This is a genomic window from Propioniciclava sp. MC1595, from assembly GCF_017569205.1.
Lineage (GTDB): Bacteria > Actinomycetota > Actinomycetes > Propionibacteriales > Propionibacteriaceae > Propioniciclava.
The window spans coordinates 2,767,960-2,783,272 of the sequence record NZ_CP071870.1 but is presented as its reverse complement, the minus strand read 5'-3'; the positions used below and the strand labels follow the sequence as shown (position 1 = coordinate 2,783,272).

Sequence of the window (15,313 nt, the reverse complement as noted above, 5' to 3'; positions counted from 1 at the left end):
CGGGATAACTACGTGAGGCCTGCGAGTCGGAGGATCAGGTCGTCGTCTCCTTTCCAGAGGGGCGCGAGTTCGGGGGTGGCGCCGGCGGCTTTCTGGATCGCGTCGCGCACCATCTGGTTGTCGGCCGTGGCGTAGACGCTGGTGGTGGTGATGTTGACGTGGCCGAGAAACTCCTTGATGTGCGGCAGGGGTACGCCAGCCCGCAGCATCTGCATGGCCCGCGCGTGGCGCAACTGGTGGGCATGGACCCGTCGGGGGACATCCGGGCAACCCGGCCGGGCGGCTGCCGCGTATTTGTTCAGCAGGTAGTTGATGTTGTCTTGGCTCATCGGCTGGTGACGGCCGGCCCGGACCGTGTAGAACAGCAGCGTTCCCGGCTCTGGTGTGCCGATGTGGAACGCGTCGAGGTACTGGTCAAGGTGACGGCAGGTCTTGTCCATGATCGGGATCGTCCGGGTCTTGTGGCCCTTGCCAGTCAGGATGACCCGGCCGTGCCCGCTGGTGGTGTCGAGGTCGGCGAGGGTCAGGTCGAGGACTTCCTGGATCCGGGCGGCGGCGTCGAACAATAGCAAGAAGATGGTGGTGTCACGGAGGCCCTGGCGGGTGCGCTGGCCCGGAGCGCGGATCAGTGCCTCGACGGCGGGCATGCTCAGCGCGTCCGGGGCGCGGGCCGGTACCCGGGCGGGCCGGACTTGTTTGATGTCCAGCCAGACCGCGACCAGTGCCGGGTCTTCTGCGGCGCAGAACGACAGGAACGACTTGATCGCTGCCAGACGCTGGTTGGCCGAGGCGGGGCTGACGTGTCGGTCGTCGGTCAGCCAGGTGGTGAACCCCCGGATCGTCGCGTGGTCGATGGCTTCGAAGCTGACCGCGGTCAGGTCCAGCCCGCGGGTTTCGTGCAGGTAGGCCAGCAGCATGGTCAGCGCCGTCTTGTACGAGCGGATGGTATGGGCGCTGAGCCGACGTGAGCGCGGCAGGTAGACGGTCAGCCAGGAACGCACGAGCCGGAAGAAGTCATCCGTGTGCATGGGAGGCCTCGGGCAGGACCGACTCGATACTGATGTTGGCCACCTGGCGCAGGTCGGCATGGAAATCGGGGGTCAGGTGGAAGTAGTACCAGGTGTCCTCGGGGTTGCTGTGCCCCAGGTGCAGGCTCAGGTACATCACCAGCGCCTGCGGGTCGCGGCCCGCACGCACCCACCGGTTGACCGTTTCCATCACATGCGCATGCCGCAAGTCGTAGACCCGCGGTGGCGAGCCCGCGCCGGTTGTACCGGTCACCTCGGCGACAGCCAGGAGTTGACCGAACCAGTGGTCCAGGGTGCACGCACTGTAGAAGCCACCGCTCTGGTTCGGGAAGAACGCGACCCGGTTCGGGTGGTGCGCGCGGATCGTGGCGTCGTAGCGGCGGCAGTAGTCGTGCAGGTCGGCCGACAGGTACACCACCCGGTCCTTGTGTCCTTTCGATTCGCGGATCTGGACGGTGCCCTTGGTCAGGTCGACGTCATTGCGGTGGAGTCGGCGGGCCTCGCCGGGGCGCAGACCCAGGCAGTAGATCATCCGGAAGACCACCGGGATGATCAGATGCCGGCACCCGCCGTAAGGGGTCGCCACGATCTGGTCGGCGGCGTCGAAGATCGCCCGCAGTTCTGCGTGGGTGTACAAGTGCGGACGGTAACGGACCTGCTTGCCTGGGATGCCCGGCGGGATCAGATAGGCGTCCACCCCGAGCCCAGCCATGTGTTTGGCCAACTGCCGGACCGGGGTGATGCGTCGCAGCTGCCCGTTGACGTGCTCGCCGGGACGGCTGGTGGCCCAGCGCATCGCCATGTGCCGGCTCAACGTGGCCTGTCCCGGGTACTCGGTGGCGCACATCGCGTCGAACGCGCGCAGGTGTCGCTCCGAGGTCGTGTACGGGTACCCGAGCGCGTGCTTGACTTCGAGCAGGCCGTCGATGTGGCCGGCCAGGCCGCTGACCAGCCCGGTCATGGCCGTGCCCGGTTCGGTTCGATCCCAGTGAAGTCCAGGCAGCACTGCCGCATCCGGGCCTCGTCGCCTGCCAGATAGTGCTTGGCCGAGTCGATGCCGCGATGACCCAACGCACCACTGATCACCGGCAGGGGCACGTCTTGCTGGAGCATGCCGGTCGCCAACGACGCCCGCAGCACCCGCATCCCTCGCCCCGTACCACTGGTGTTGACCGTCTGGGCGCGGGCGAACGCGCCCGCCGCCACGTGATACAGGTCGGAGCAGCCCAAGCTGACGTGCGGGGCCTGGGAACGCAGGAACACGTGATCGTCGAGCGCGTGAGCCGGTCGGTCGGACAGGAGATAGTCGGTGAGCGCCGCGCCGACGTCGGCCAGCAGCGGCAGCACCACCACCGTCCCGGTCTTGTGCTGGGTCACCGTGATCATCGCTTGGCGCCAATCGATGTCTGCCAGCCGAAGACCGGCGACATCGCTGGGACGCAGCCCCGTCCTGGGGGGTGTCAGATGGTCTGTGTGGGAGGGGTCCCTGACTCAAGGGAGTAGAGACTGTGACGATGACGACGAACGACGAGACTGTGTCGGGGCCGTTCGGGCCGCTGGAGGGTGCTCGCCCGTCGGCGCGGGAGGCGATCCAGGACATGTTGGACGCCGGCCTGCTGGACGACTTGATGGGCCGGATCGACGACGGCGACCTGCAGCTGACCGGGGATGGCGGTTTCATCCCGGAAATGATCAAGGCCGTTCTCGAGCGTGGGTTGGGCGCCGAGTTGACCTCGCATCTGGGTTACCGGAAAGGCGACCCGGCGGGTCGGGTGTTGCCGAATTCCCGGAATGGGACGACCCCGAAGACGGTGCATTCCGAGGTCGGGTCGATACCGTTGGACATTCCGCGGGACCGGCACTCGACCTTCGAGCCCCGGCTGGTGCCCAAGGCGAACGGCAGGTCGGCGGGCTGGCTGACATGATCATCAGCCTGTACGCGGGCGGGATGACGATCCGTGACATCCAGGCCCACCTCGCGCGCACGATCGGCACCGAGCTGTCGCACGAGACGATCAGCAAGATCACCGACGCGGTCCTCGACGAGGTCAAGGCGTGGCAGTCCCGGCCGTTGGACCCGGTCTATCCGGTCATCTACCTCGACGCGCTGGTGGTCAAGGTCCGCGACAGCCACCAGGTCCGCAACAAGGCCGCCCACATCGCGGTCGGTATCGACCTGGACGGAGTGAAACACGTACTCGGGATCTGGGTTCAGACCAGCGAGGGCGCGAAGTTCTGGGCCGGCGTGCTGGCCGAGCTCCGTAACCGCGGCATCACCGACACCCTGATCGTGTGTTGCGATGGGCTGACCGGGTTCCCCGAGGCCATCGAAGCCACCTGGCCGCGCGCGATCGTGCAAACGTGCACGGTGCACCTGATCCGCGCGTCGATGCGGTTCGTGTCCTACACCGACCGCAAGAAGGTGGCCGCCGCCCTGAGGCCGGTCTACACCGCCCCGACCGTGGAGGCCGCCGAGACCGCCCTGCTCGAGTTCGCTGCCAGTGATCTGGGCAAGAAGTATCCCGCGACCGTCGCGACATGGGAGAACGCGTGGGAACGCTTCATCCCGTTCCTGGAATTCCCACCCGAAGTGAGACGGATCATCTACACGACGAATGCGATCGAGTCGCTGAATTACCAGCTACGCAAGATCATCAAGAACCGCGGCCATTTCCCCAACGACGACTCCGTGGTCAAGCTGTTGTGGCTGGCGATCCGCGACATCGAGGACAAGCGGGCCCGCGCCCGAGCCAAGGAGGCCGGCAAACCCAAGGGAGAGCCCCGCACCGCACCGGGCTACCTCGTAGAAGGCGCCACCACCCAAGGCTGGAAGGCTGCCCTCGGCGCCCTCCTCATCGCCTTCCCCGACCGACTCGACAACCACATCAACTGAAAGTGAACCGACCCACTCACACACAGACAACTTGACAGGCTCCCGTCCTGGCCGCCAGTAAGAGCATCGCCCGGTTCCGGCGTCCTACCGGTGTGGCCGGATCGGGGGAAGCCACCACCAACTCCACGTCGTCAGCCGACAACACCACCAGCGTCCGCACACGCCTGCAGTTCGCCGCCGGCACCGCCGGCGACAGCCGCGCGGACCGGCCGGTGTCCTCAAGGAACCGGCACCACACCCGCAAAGCGGTCAACACGGTCCGCATACTGCCCGGTGAGTAGCTGACGCCGAGGAAGGCCACCGCCGCCGACACGTCCCCCGCGGACACCCGCCGCACATCGACCACTCCGCGCTCCGGCAGCCAGGCCAGGACCTTCCGGCTGACCGTCGCGTATAGGGCCGTCGTGGCCGGTGCCAGTCCCTGGCCGGTCAGCCACTGCTCGAACTGTTCCTGTACCGGACGGAACTCCGTAGTCAGGCCCTCATTGCGGTGCCGTCCTCGAGTCACTTTCCACGTGTACGTGCCGGTCGAGGCCACTTCCGACAACACCAACATGCCCTTGCGGAGCAGCTTGCGTTTCCACTCCTTGATGCGGCCCTCAGCGTGCTCGGCAGCCACCCACCGCAGGAACCCGGCCACCACCTCGTCGGTCAGTTCAACAACGTCAGGCTCGCCGCAGAACACCTCGACCCGGGACCACGCCCACCGGTACTGCCACAACGTTGAGGGCGCATGCCCCAAAGCGCTGACCGCCGCGTCGGCCCGCGCGATCACCTCGCCAACAAAGACACCCATGTCCGATCACCTCCAAGCGAAAACCCAGCAGAGACGAGCAACCTACGACTGGAACGCCAGGAGCGTGATTATCCCGAGGATCCCCAGCCACAGCCCCCGTTGACAAGCAGCAACGGCCACGACTCGGGATAACCAGATCCTCGGGATAGTCCTTCTTATCCCGAATTCGGGATAAGAAGGACAAGGCGAGCGTCGAGAACACCGTCGGCAACATCGCCACCTGGGTGATCGCGGCGCTGCGGAACCAGACGTTCGCGACGTTGCCGGAGTTGCGGGCTGCGGTCTACGAGCGGATGAGGGCGTTCAACGCGGAACCGTTCCAGAAGCGCGCCGGCTCCCGCTTGGGCGTGTTCGAGGGTGAGGAGAAGCCGCTGCTGCGGCCGCTCCCGACCGTTGCGTTCGAGATCTCCCAGTGGGTCTACGGCCGCAAGGTTCAGAAGAACGGGCATGTCGTGTTCGAGAAGAACTTCTACTCCGTCCCCTACGTGAACATCGGCCGCGCGGTCGATCTGCGAGTCACCGACAGGATGCTCGAGGTGTTCGCCGGGCAGGACAGACTGACCAGTCATCTGCTTGCCCCGGTCGGGACGGTGAACGAGTACCGCACCCACGACAGCGATCTGCCCGACGGTCCGCAGTATCGGCAGTGGGACGCCCCACGGATCCGGGAATGGGCGGCGAGGATCGGGGAGAACACCACGATCGTCGTGAACCGGATCTTCGAGTCGGTGCCCGTCGACGAGCAGGGCATCAGCGCCGCACTGGCCGTGCTCCGCATGACACGCCGGTACTCCGCCGACCGCGTCGAAGCTGCCGCCGGCGTCGCTCTCGCGTCGAGGGTGAGGTCGCCGCGCTACGCGCACCTGCGGCCCATCCTCGAGACCAGGCAAGACGACCCCGCAGGCCGTGAGGCATGGTCGACACCCGCGGCGGAGCCGGCCGGGTATGTCCGCGGCGCCGACTACTACGCCGGAGACGCCCGATGAGCCGGCTCGACTCGGAGACGAAGCGGAAGCTGCGGGAGATGGGCGTCGCGTCGCTGGTCGACGCGTTCGAGGCCCAGGACGATGCCCTCACGATCGGGGTGGTGTTTGAGGAGCGGATCAAGATCGCTGTCGACGACGCCCACGCGGCGTTCACCCACTCCAAGGTCGAGGGCCTGATCCGCCGGGCCGGGCTGCGCTACCCGAACGCGGACCTGCGACGCGTTGACATGCTCGAGCAACGCGGGCTCGACAGGGGCGTGATCGCTCAGCTCGGGACCTGCCAGTTCATCGGCAGGCAGCAGAACGTCGTTTTCCAAGGGTTCACCGGGTCCGGGAAGTCCTACCTCGGGTCCGCGTTGGCGAAGCAGGCGTGTCAGCACCGCTACCGGGCGCACTACATCCGGATGCCCGACCTCGAAGAATCCTGGGCCGCTGCACGGGACCGGCCAGCGGGGAGAGAGAAGTGGCTGCGAAAGTACGCCGCGTTCACGCTCCTCGTGATCGACGAATGGCTCCTCGACCCACCCACCGACGACGTCCGGTCCATGCTGCTCGAGCTCCTCGAACGGCGCTACGACGCCACCTCGACGGTGTTCTGCACCCAGTACGCGAAGAAGGACTGGCACCAACGCCTCGGCTCCGGCGTCCACGCCGACGCGATCATGGACCGCATCGTCCACAACACCGTCTGGATCGAAACCGGCGACGTCAACATGCGCGAACACACCGCCACGAACAGCTGAACCGGGCCGGTGGGCGCTGCTCCGCGAGGGGCGGTGCTCACCGGCAATATCGGCTGGTGCCGAACCGCAATATCCGGTGGTGCTCAATCGCAATATTCAGTGGTGCTCAACGGTCCGAATACTCAACAGGGGGCCCTGCCGAATCACAAGAATCCGTGGTTCGAGCCGCCTGATCACGGGATCGGACGCTCCCGTGGCGGCCTGACGACCAAGCTGCACCTGGTCTGCGACGGCCGCGGAAGGCCGCTGGGCATGGTCATCACCGGTGGGAATGTCAACGACACCACGATGATGCCCGCCGTGCTTGAGGACATCCGCGTGCCCCGCGACGGGAAGGGCCGGCCGCGCACCCGCCCCGACCGGGTGCTCGCCGACAAGGGCTACCCGTCGAAGGCGAACCGTGCATGGTTGCGCACGAGAGGGATCGCGGCCACGATCCCCGAGAGGGACGATCAGATCGCGCACCGCCGCAAGAAGCCAGGCCGACCGATCGACTTCGGCGATCAGCAGCAGGAACGCTACAAGGGCCGCAACGTCGTCGAACGCTGCTTCAACAAGCTCAAGCAGTGGCGCGGCATCGCGATGCGTTCGGACAAGCTCGCTCGCAACTATCGTGCCGCGATCAGCCTCGCTGCGACGCTGATCTGGATCAAGACGGACCTGTCCCGTCCGGCCTGGCCATAGGCCGGCCGGCGCCGCGCCGATGCGGCAGGATGACGGGATGAGTTCCTACGTTCGCCCTTTGATCGAAGCGCCGGTGTTCCGCGATGCTGACGGCGCGGTGATCAACTACGGGAGTCGGTGGCACGGGTCACCTCCGGAAGACACCTACTCGGTCGACACGCATCCCGAGCGGTTCGCACCGCTGCACGTTGTCGCTGACGCCCTTATCGCCCACCTCCGAGAGACGTATGACGTCGAGGTCGATGAGGGTGTTGAGGTGGCAGCGGATCTGCTGCGTCCCGCGTTTCATGATGTGGTGCGCGCGGTGCGGATACGTCCTAATGATCCGAAGTGCGCGTCCTTGACGTTGGTCTTCACCGCTTATCCGGGGATCTACATGCACGCGGGACTATTGCACGACTTCCACTACCCAGTCTGCGGTTGCGACGCTTGCGACTCGAACTGGGAGGCCGAAGCCGATGAACTCGAGCAGCGAGTGTTCGCGACTGTCAGCGGCAACTACCGAGAGACGATCGAACGCGGACTTCGCCCCTGGGTCGATTACGCCTTCACCTATCCCGACGGCGCGAGCTCCGGGAAATCCCGCTCCCAAGATCTTCCTGCCCAGCGCCTCAAAGACGCCAAGCCCGTCCTCCGCGACCTTCCCGTCGGATGGAATCACTGGCCGCGCCCGGCCCCCGCCTCTTGATCAACACGGCCTAGGGCACCGTCCGTGCCACCCGCGGGCGCGTTGCTTTGCGCGTAAACCGACTCGCACGCCTGTAACTTGTAGACGGGATGTCTACCGGCCCGGTTGACTCGGTAGCGGAGGAGCTAGGAGCCTCGTAGACGTGAGTACGCCAGAACCTTGGGCCAGCGCGATGATCCTCTGCGGCTACGTCCATCGGGAAGCGCCGTCGGTCGCGAGCCTGGCAAGGGCGGCCGGTCTTGCGACCGAGACTGTCCGTCGGATGGTCAACGGGAAGGGCGAAGCGGACCCCGGGAACGTGCTGAAGGTCAAGCAGGCGCTCCGTGGGGCACCAGTCGAGACATGGCTCGGCATGAAGCCCGTAGGGAAGGTCTACGTTGGTCCGCCGGTCTCGCGCCTGATGGACGATCGGCAGCGCGACGCACTCACTGAACTCATCAACGCGATGATGGAGAGGGGTGGGAGCAGTGCCAGCACGGGCGAGCCAGGAAAGAAGAGTCCCGACGACGGGGGCGGAGAGGTTGTCGACTTCCCCGCCGTCGACGCGGAGTCGCACGAGCCACTGGCGGCCCGTCGCAACGTCCAGACAGGCAAGGACCGGCGCGGCGACGAGGGTGAGGGTTGATGGCTCCGCACGGGTTCAGGGTCTTCAAGGTCGAGCCGCGAGAGCGTCACGGCCGCAAGGATGCTCCGTGGCGCACGGAGGCTGGCGCGCACCTTCTTGAACGCTTCGCAGCCTTGGCGGGAGGGTTCGTCGCCAACGAGTGGATCCTCGACGCCACGCTCACCTACGCGCAGGCCGAGGCCCTGGGAATCCTGGAGGCGAAGAAGTCGATCGGCGCCGGCGACAAGGTGCTCCGGCTCATCGATTGCGGACAGGTGGGTCGACGACTCTCCATGCGCGTCAAGTACGGGTCGGCGGGGTCGTTCCCGACGCTCATGGGGGTCGACGGAGACGTCGACATCACCGATCGCGCACCCGCCCGCGAGTACCGTGTCGAACTCCTTGCACCCCGCGACGTCGGACCTGGGCTCATGGCCGTGGAGACGATCTCCCGCGTCGCGCCGGCCGTCCCGCTGGTGCAGCTGCTCAGCATCGCCGACATGCTCGACCCTGCGCGTCCAGGGGGCGATCCGTGGTTCAAGCTGTTCGCCACCCAAGTCACCGACCCCGACTACCTTGCCGAGCTGATCAAGCGCACCAAGAACGCCGAACTGCATCTGAGGTCGGTCGACGTGGGTGGCGAGGGGGATCGCACCCGAACCCGGTACCGACTTCAGGCAAAGCTGGATGATGTAGGCCGGTCGGGGATCCTCGGCTGGCTGAAGCGTGCCGACCGCAACGTGGCGGGGATGCTCGAGGTCGTCGATGTTCGCGACTCGGGTGACTTCGACTTCAACGAGGGCTACGTCGACCTCGATGACGGCGACTCCAGGACGCGGGTAGGCCTGCACGACGCCCGCGAGGTGTTCACCTACCCGATCAACAGCGACATCGAGCCTGATCGGGACACGTGGGAGCGAGCTGTGCGGGACAGGTTCAGAACGCTGCGACCGGACTTAGACTGGGCCTAGAAAATGTCGGAGCCGCGAGGGAGGATGGATCATGGCGCGACTCAGTCCCACCCCTATCCTGCGCGGCCACTGGAATGGCCTCTCGCGGCGCACCTACGGCAACGGCGAGCTGAAGGACGTGCGGCCTGACTGGCCTTCACGCATCCTGTCGCTCCTGGTGCCCGCGGCAGCCGCTGTACTCGCATGGGCGTTCCCGCCGAAGACTGATCCTGGGGCCGCGTTGGGCCTGGCCCTCACATGGTCAGCCCTCGTGTCAGCCGGCCTGCTTGGAACCTTCACGTTGCTGGCCGGATGGCGATCCAAGCTCAGCGAGCGGGCCGAGCGTGAGAGGTACTACAGGATCAAGGACCTGCCCTTGCGCAGCCTCCTCGACGAGTCCGTTGCCCATGTCCTCCTGGGTGTCCTCAACTCCCTCGCCCTCGCTGCCGTGGCTGCGATTTCGTTCCTCGTCAGAGGCGCGCTGGCCATCCCGGCGACGGCCGTGGTGGCGTTCCTGTTCACCCACACGCTCATGCTGTTCGTCCTGGTCGTCACTCGGGCCTACAGCGCCTATGTGCAGGCTGAGGACGTTCCGGTCGAGGCCGACGGGTTCGCCCGTACTGGCACGTTCTGAGGTGGGGCGGCGGGGGGCGCCGTCCTGTATACCCCCCCTTGACATTGACGGTTTAGCCCCTCTAAACTAGAGTCATGGTCAAGCCGATGAAGTACCGCGAACTCGCCAAGCTGCTCACCGAGGCTGGCTTCGAGCCGCGGCAGGGCAAAGGCGACCACGAGGTGTGGAGGAACGGGGCCGTGCATGTGTCGATCACCCAGACCCGCGAGATCTCACCCGGCCTGACCCGCAAGGCACTCAACGCAATCGAGAGGAGCAAGCAGTGACCACCATCACGATCACCGCCAAGCGGTGGAGCGGCGGCTGGGAACTGTGGCACGGCGACGACGTGTGGACCCAGGTGGCCACCCTCGACCGCGCCGAACAGCAGGTCCGCGACTACCTCGACACCGTCGATGGGGGCACCGACCACGACGGGTGGACCATTGACGTAGTCCCCGAGATCGGCCACCTCGGGGACGAGGTCGCCGTGGCGCGGCAAGCCACTGCGGACGCCGCAGCGGCCACCGAGGCCGCTGCGCGCCAGGCTCGTCGGGTTGCCCGGCATCTCCGCGAGGCCGGCTACTCGGTCACGGACTCCGCCGCGATCCTCGGCGTATCCAGAGGACGGGTGTCCCAGCTCGTCAACGGCTGAGCCCGGGGGCGCGGCCCTGGTCATTTTGTCGGACCCGGGCGGCAGGGTTCATGGGGTGTACCACCCATGGCGGCACTTCCGCTCCTTCGCACACTGGGATCTCGCGTGGGCCCACCTGCCCGTCAGTATCGTCGGGTTGACCGACTTCGGGCACGAGCGGGTCACCCTGGACCCGCGCCAGACCCATGCTGAGCGCCGCTCCACCATCGCCCACGAGGTCGCCCACATCGAGCGCGGACCGGCGCCGCGGGGTTGGTGGTGGCAGCAGCGCGAGGAGGCCGTGGTCGATCAGCTCGCCGCGCGCCGGTTGATCGGGATTCGGGACCTCGGGGAGGCGCTCGCCTGGTCGACGGACGCCCACGAGGTCGCTGACGAGCTGTGGGTCGACGTGCCCACGCTCGAGGCGCGCCTGCGCCACCTCCACCCCTCTGATCGCCACTACCTGCGCCGGCGGCTGGCCCATCAAGGAGATGAAGCCCATGCCCATTCCTGACGCCTCCCATGGCATCGCCTTGCAGGCGGTCGCCTCGGGCGACGACCGCACCATCACTGCCACCGCCATGCAGCTTGGCTTGAGTGCGCCGGCGCTCGCGCAGGCTTGCGTCCACCTGATCGATGACCCCAAGGTGGTGGCAGCCCATCCGCGCCCGTGCAGGGTCATCGCCGAGCGCATCGAGCGCGGACGCCGCAAGCGTGACGCCGGCCAACTCGTCGTCCGCTCCGAGGTCTAGGAGGACCCATGAAGAAGCTCGCAGCCCTCACCCTCGTGGTCCTGCTGGCCGGGTGCGGGGGAGCGCCCGCAGCGACTCCGACGCCAAGCGCCGCCGAGTCGCGCATCGTCACGGCCGCGAAGGCGTGCCCCGGCGCGCGGAACGCCCACGGTGACGGCGGCAAGTCCATGACGCTCGACACCAAGGGCGAGGACGACAGGGACGGCGATACGATGGCCGTCGTCGCCTGCTACCTGCGCGAGCTGGAGACCCCCGACTACGTGATACAGCACATCGACTCGACCCGCTCCCTGGACGGCCAGCAAACCGAGGAGTGGGACGGGATCAAGGCCAGGTGGACGTACCACCCGAACCGCGGCCTCATCATCACCCTCGTGGACACGGCGGCCTGAGACACAAGAACGCCCCCACGGTCTTCGCCCCCCACCCGATGGTGGGGGGCGTCGTGTCTCATGTCTCGATCATTCGGGCAGCGCGGCCAGCTCGGCCTCCAGCTCGGCCTTGCGCTTCGTGATCGCCAGCGTGTGCGCGGTCTATATCTGCTCGGCGAGCTTGCCCAGCGCGTCGGTGCGCTGGCCGTCATCGGAGTGCGAGTAGTGCTCCAGCGCGACCACGACGTTCGCCTGCCCGAGGATGTCGGCCACTACGCGAGGCGGCACCCCGGCAGCTTGCAGCAGGGTTGCGCACGTCCCCCGCGCGCCGTGCAGGGGCACCGCGGGCAGCTTCGCGGCCTCCAGTGCGGCCTTCCACGCCCGGTGGTCCCGCTCCGCACCCTCGATCGCCTCGGGGCCACGGAAGCCGTGGAACACGTACCCGGTGCCCGACCGCTCCCGCCACGCCTCCAGCGACGCCTTGAGCGCCGGCGCCATCGGCACTTCACGGACGCCCGCCCTGGTCTTGGGGGTGACGTGGGTCAGCTTGCCGTCGACGCGGGTGATGGACGTCTTGACGCTGATGTGCGTGTCCGTGACGTCCTCCCACCTGAGTGCAAGCGCTTCGCCCTGGCGAAGCCCCCCGAGGATCGCGACGTGGACGCGGGCGAGGGTGCGCGGATCTGCGGACGCGCAGGCGAACAGCACCCCGGCCTGCTCGGCGGTCAGGATCCGGTAGCGGTCCTTCGGGGTGGGTGCGGACACCCCGGCGAGCGGGTCGCGACGCAGGCGGCCGTCCGAGAGGGCGACCTTCATCGCCTTGCGCAGGGTCGCGTGGGAGTTGCGGATCATCGCGTCGGACTTGCCCGCCTTGCGCATGGCCGCATGCAGCTCGCGGACATGACGGGGCGCGAGCTCGTTGAGTCGGTGCGCGCCGAGGTGGGGGGTCAGCCACTGCTCGACGTGCGAGCGGTAGTAGCGCGCCGTCGCGGGCTTGAGGTCGCCCGCCTCGACTGCGGGAGCGATGACTTCATCCAGCCAGTAGGCCAGCCACTGCTCGACGTTCTTGGCCGTCGAGGTGATGCCGGCGTCTCGGTCGCGCTTCATCTCCTCCAGCTTGGCGAGGGCTTCGCGCTTGGTTCGCGCGCGGCGGACGGGTCGCGAGCGCTTGCCCGCGACGTATCCGAGGTCGAGCTGGGCGACCCATCCGCCGTCCTCGCGCTGGTAGATCGAGCCCTCTCCCTGGCCCCTTCGCTTCGCCACGACGACCTCCCCGCTGCCTAGCTGCCAACGCCGTTGCCTAATTGACAGCCCATGACACCAACTAGCAGAAATCGACATCCGTCCATCTGGCCTAGTCAGAGCTAGAAGGCTGGCGGCCCCGGGAGGATTCGAACCTCCGACACATGGTTTAGGAAACCACTGCTCTATCCCCTGAGCTACGAGGCCAGCCCGGCCATTCTAGGGGCAGATCCGGGTGCCCGGGCGACGGGTCCCCGGCGGGCGCGGATGCCGTACGGGGTGCCGACGGGCGGGTACGGCTGCTGTGGGTGGAAGTTGAAGAGTTAGCCGTCCGTCACCCTCAGTCGGGCGGAACTCGGACGCCCCGGCGGCCACCCAGGACTGCGATCTGGTCTATAGTTGGTGACGCGAGAGCGACGCCAGGTTGTTGATGTCTCCTGGGGGTGGGTAGACGGCTTCTAGCCCTTCGACCGGCGTCGCTCTCCCTTCACGTTCAGGGGCCATCACGCCCCGCCCCCGCCTCCTCTGCCCCCGCTAGAGTCGAGGCCATGACCATAGGCTTGGAGCGTTCGCGCCAGAAGATGGCCGACGCCGGCGCGACGGGCGCCGCCATCGACGTGTTCACCCACTACTACGGCCAGCTGGGCGCCGCCGGGGGCGGCTTCATCCGCGAGGACGACATCGAGCCGCTGACCGATCCTCCTCGGCTGTCCGCCGTGGACGTCGACCCCGACGACGCGCGCAATGCGCTGGCCAGGACCGTCATGATCAAGCTCAACGGCGGCCTCGGCACCTCGATGGGTCTCGACGGGCCCAAGACGCTGCTGCCGGTGCGGGGGCGCAAGACCTTCCTCGACATCATCGTGTCCCAGGTGCTGCACGCCCGCGAGCGCTACGACGTGCGACTCCCGCTGCTGTTCATGAACAGCTTCCGCACCCGCGAGGCCACCCTCGACCACCTGAGCATCTACGACGAGCTCCCGGTGGGCGACCTGCCCATCGACTTCCTCCAGGGCTTCGAGCCGAAGCTCACCGTCGACGGCCTCGAGCCCGTGGAGTGGCCGGCCGACCCCGACCTCGAGTGGTGCCCGCCCGGGCACGGCGACATCTACACCGCGCTCGTCGGTACGGGCCTGCTCGACCGCCTGATCGACGAGGGCTTCCGCTACGCCAGCATCGCCAACGGGGACAACCTCGGCGCCGGGCCGAACGCCACGCTCGCCGGGTGGTTCGCCCACTCGGGCGCCCCGTACGCCGCGGAGATCTGCCCCCGCACCCCGAACGACCGCAAGGGCGGCCACCTCGCCATCCGGAAGGCGGACGGGCAGCTCATCCTGCGCGACACGGCGCAGACGGCGCCCGAGGAGATGGAGTTCTTCACCGATGAGGACCGCCACCCCTACTTCCACGCCAACAACCTGTGGATCAACCTGCCGGCCCTGAAGCGCCTCATGGCCGAACGCCACAACGTCCTCGGCCTGCCCCTGATCCGCAACCTCAAGACGGTCGACCCCAGCGACCCGACCTCCACGCCGGTGATCCAGATGGAGACCGCCATGGGGGCCGCCATCGAGGTGTTCCCGGGCGCCCAGGCGATCGCTGTGGAGCGCGACCGGTTCCTGCCGGTCAAGACCACCAACGAGCTCATGCTGGTGCGCTCCGACGCCTTCGCCCTCGACGGGGACGCCCGGCTCGTGGCCACCACCGAGCGGCTGCCGGGCATCGACCTCGACAAGCGCTACTTCGGCCTGCTCCCCGACTTCGACGCGCGCGTCGAGTACGTCCCGTCGCTGCGCGAGGCGCGCTCGCTGGTCGTCGAGGGGGACTGGACGTTCTCCGACCCCGTCACGGTGGTCGGGGACGCCCACCTGGCCGACCCCGGTGAGCCCCGCACCGTCGACGTCGAGGTGCTCGGCGAGGCGTGAGCGGCTGGCACCGCGCGATCGCGTTCGCGCTGACGGGCTCCGACCTGGACCTCGGCGAGCAGGAGGCGCCCGACCTCGACGTGTTGGTCGAGCAGTTGGACCGCAACGGCTGGGACGCCGACGCCCTCGGTGACCACGCGCGCGCGGCCGCGGCCGCCGGCCCCTGGCCCCACCCCGTCCCGGACGCCCTGCGCGCCGGTCTGGGAGCCGCGCAGCTGTACGCCGCCATCGGGGGTGCCCGGGAGCGCTACGGGCTGGAGGTCCTCACCGTGTTGCCTCCGTCGCGACGCACGCGCCTGGACGCCGACGAGCGTCGGCTCCTGGCCGACGTCCCGCCGCACTTCGGCCGGACCTGACCCGGGCCCCGACATGTGGAACGGGGCCCATCCCTGAGGGATGGGCCC

The 15,313-nt window shown here is 67.7% G+C and carries 19 protein-coding genes, 1 tRNA gene and 1 pseudogene; 15 read left to right on the top strand and 6 right to left on the bottom strand.

The window, feature by feature from the left end; translation table 11 throughout:
* Positions 1–8: 8 nt before the first annotated feature.
* Genes J4N02_RS13430 through J4N02_RS13420 form a run of 3 tightly spaced genes read right to left on the bottom strand, consistent with a single transcriptional unit; the run spans position 9 to position 2,471 of the window.
* Entirely contained in the window at positions 9–1,028 is a 1,020-nt protein-coding gene (locus tag J4N02_RS13430) for a tyrosine-type recombinase/integrase (protein ID WP_182818952.1), read from the bottom strand.
* Positions 1,015–1,989 carry a tyrosine-type recombinase/integrase gene (locus tag J4N02_RS13425; RefSeq protein ID WP_182818950.1) on the bottom strand — a complete coding sequence of 325 codons (975 nt, stop codon included), beginning with the start codon at positions 1,987–1,989 and terminating at the stop codon, positions 1,015–1,017. Before J4N02_RS13425 ends, J4N02_RS13430 begins: the two co-directional genes overlap by 14 nt.
* Positions 1,986–2,471, bottom strand: a complete 486-nt coding sequence (locus tag J4N02_RS13420) for a tyrosine-type recombinase/integrase (protein WP_260519449.1) — start codon at positions 2,469–2,471, stop codon at positions 1,986–1,988. The genes J4N02_RS13425 and J4N02_RS13420 overlap by 4 nt, the downstream gene beginning before the upstream one ends.
* A 155-nt stretch (positions 2,472–2,626) precedes the next feature.
* Between J4N02_RS13420 and J4N02_RS13415 the strand changes: the two are divergent.
* A pseudogene (locus tag J4N02_RS13415) lies at positions 2,627–3,921 on the top strand (IS256 family transposase).
* Positions 3,922–3,937: 16 nt separating this feature from the next.
* Here J4N02_RS13415 and J4N02_RS13410 read toward each other — a convergent pair.
* Positions 3,938–4,717 (bottom strand): hypothetical protein, encoded by a 780-nt coding sequence (locus J4N02_RS13410; protein ID WP_208090980.1) that lies wholly within the window; start codon positions 4,715–4,717, stop codon positions 3,938–3,940.
* A gap of 224 nt (positions 4,718–4,941) precedes the next feature.
* On the opposite strand from J4N02_RS13410, the gene J4N02_RS13405 reads away from it, so the two are divergent.
* The 12 genes from J4N02_RS13405 to J4N02_RS13350 all read left to right on the top strand — a co-directional run bounded on the left by J4N02_RS13405 (position 4,942) and on the right by J4N02_RS13350 (position 11,763).
* Entirely contained in the window at positions 4,942–5,703 is a 762-nt protein-coding gene (locus J4N02_RS13405; RefSeq protein ID WP_208090979.1) for a Mu transposase domain-containing protein, read from the top strand.
* On the top strand, positions 5,700–6,446 hold the full coding sequence (locus J4N02_RS13400) for an ATP-binding protein (protein WP_182818945.1): 747 nt from the start codon (positions 5,700–5,702) through the stop codon (positions 6,444–6,446). The genes J4N02_RS13405 and J4N02_RS13400 overlap by 4 nt, the downstream gene beginning before the upstream one ends.
* 33 nt (positions 6,447–6,479) lie before the next feature.
* A complete protein-coding gene (locus tag J4N02_RS13395; protein WP_188332995.1) occupies positions 6,480–7,130 on the top strand; it encodes an IS5 family transposase in 651 nt (216 codons plus the stop codon).
* A 37-nt stretch (positions 7,131–7,167) separates the two neighbouring features.
* Entirely contained in the window at positions 7,168–7,818 is a 651-nt protein-coding gene (locus tag J4N02_RS13390; RefSeq protein ID WP_188332994.1) for a DUF6226 family protein, read from the top strand.
* A gap of 142 nt (positions 7,819–7,960) precedes the next feature.
* A complete protein-coding gene (locus J4N02_RS13385; RefSeq protein WP_182818703.1) occupies positions 7,961–8,443 on the top strand; it encodes a hypothetical protein in 483 nt (160 codons plus the stop codon).
* 113 nt (positions 8,444–8,556) lie between these two features.
* Positions 8,557–9,393, top strand: coding sequence for a hypothetical protein (locus J4N02_RS13380; RefSeq protein WP_182818704.1), 837 nt, complete (start codon positions 8,557–8,559; stop codon positions 9,391–9,393).
* 31 nt (positions 9,394–9,424) lie between these two features.
* Positions 9,425–10,006: a hypothetical protein gene (locus J4N02_RS13375; RefSeq protein ID WP_182818706.1), complete on the top strand. Its 582-nt coding sequence runs from the start codon at positions 9,425–9,427 to the stop codon at positions 10,004–10,006.
* A 74-nt stretch (positions 10,007–10,080) separates the two neighbouring features.
* Positions 10,081–10,272: a type II toxin-antitoxin system HicA family toxin gene (locus J4N02_RS13370; RefSeq protein ID WP_182818707.1), complete on the top strand. Its 192-nt coding sequence runs from the start codon at positions 10,081–10,083 to the stop codon at positions 10,270–10,272.
* Entirely contained in the window at positions 10,269–10,640 is a 372-nt protein-coding gene (locus J4N02_RS13365) for an antitoxin HicB (protein ID WP_182818708.1), read from the top strand. Before J4N02_RS13370 ends, J4N02_RS13365 begins: the two co-directional genes overlap by 4 nt.
* Positions 10,641–10,695: 55 nt before the next feature.
* Positions 10,696–11,133 carry an ImmA/IrrE family metallo-endopeptidase gene (locus J4N02_RS13360; protein ID WP_182818710.1) on the top strand — a complete coding sequence of 146 codons (438 nt, stop codon included), beginning with the start codon at positions 10,696–10,698 and terminating at the stop codon, positions 11,131–11,133.
* Complete coding sequence (locus J4N02_RS13355) at positions 11,120–11,371, top strand: hypothetical protein (protein ID WP_182818711.1); 252 nt, start codon at positions 11,120–11,122, stop codon at positions 11,369–11,371. The genes J4N02_RS13360 and J4N02_RS13355 overlap by 14 nt, the downstream gene beginning before the upstream one ends.
* A gap of 8 nt (positions 11,372–11,379) precedes the next feature.
* Entirely contained in the window at positions 11,380–11,763 is a 384-nt protein-coding gene (locus J4N02_RS13350; protein WP_182818712.1) for a hypothetical protein, read from the top strand.
* 141 nt (positions 11,764–11,904) lie between these two features.
* Here J4N02_RS13350 and J4N02_RS13345 read toward each other — a convergent pair whose 3' ends face one another.
* Both J4N02_RS13345 and J4N02_RS13340 read right to left on the bottom strand, forming a co-directional pair.
* Positions 11,905–13,005 (bottom strand): tyrosine-type recombinase/integrase, encoded by a 1,101-nt coding sequence (locus tag J4N02_RS13345; RefSeq protein ID WP_182818714.1) that lies wholly within the window; start codon positions 13,003–13,005, stop codon positions 11,905–11,907.
* Positions 13,006–13,115: 110 nt separating this feature from the next.
* A tRNA-Arg gene (locus tag J4N02_RS13340) sits at positions 13,116–13,191 on the bottom strand.
* Between the two features lie 341 nt (positions 13,192–13,532).
* Between J4N02_RS13340 and J4N02_RS13335 the strand changes: the two genes are divergently transcribed.
* Both J4N02_RS13335 and J4N02_RS13330 read left to right on the top strand, forming a co-directional pair.
* Entirely contained in the window at positions 13,533–14,909 is a 1,377-nt protein-coding gene (locus J4N02_RS13335) for a UTP--glucose-1-phosphate uridylyltransferase (protein ID WP_188332993.1), read from the top strand.
* Complete coding sequence (locus J4N02_RS13330; RefSeq protein WP_188332992.1) at positions 14,906–15,265, top strand: hypothetical protein; 360 nt, start codon at positions 14,906–14,908, stop codon at positions 15,263–15,265. The genes J4N02_RS13335 and J4N02_RS13330 overlap by 4 nt, the downstream gene beginning before the upstream one ends.
* Positions 15,266–15,313: the final 48 nt, after the last annotated feature.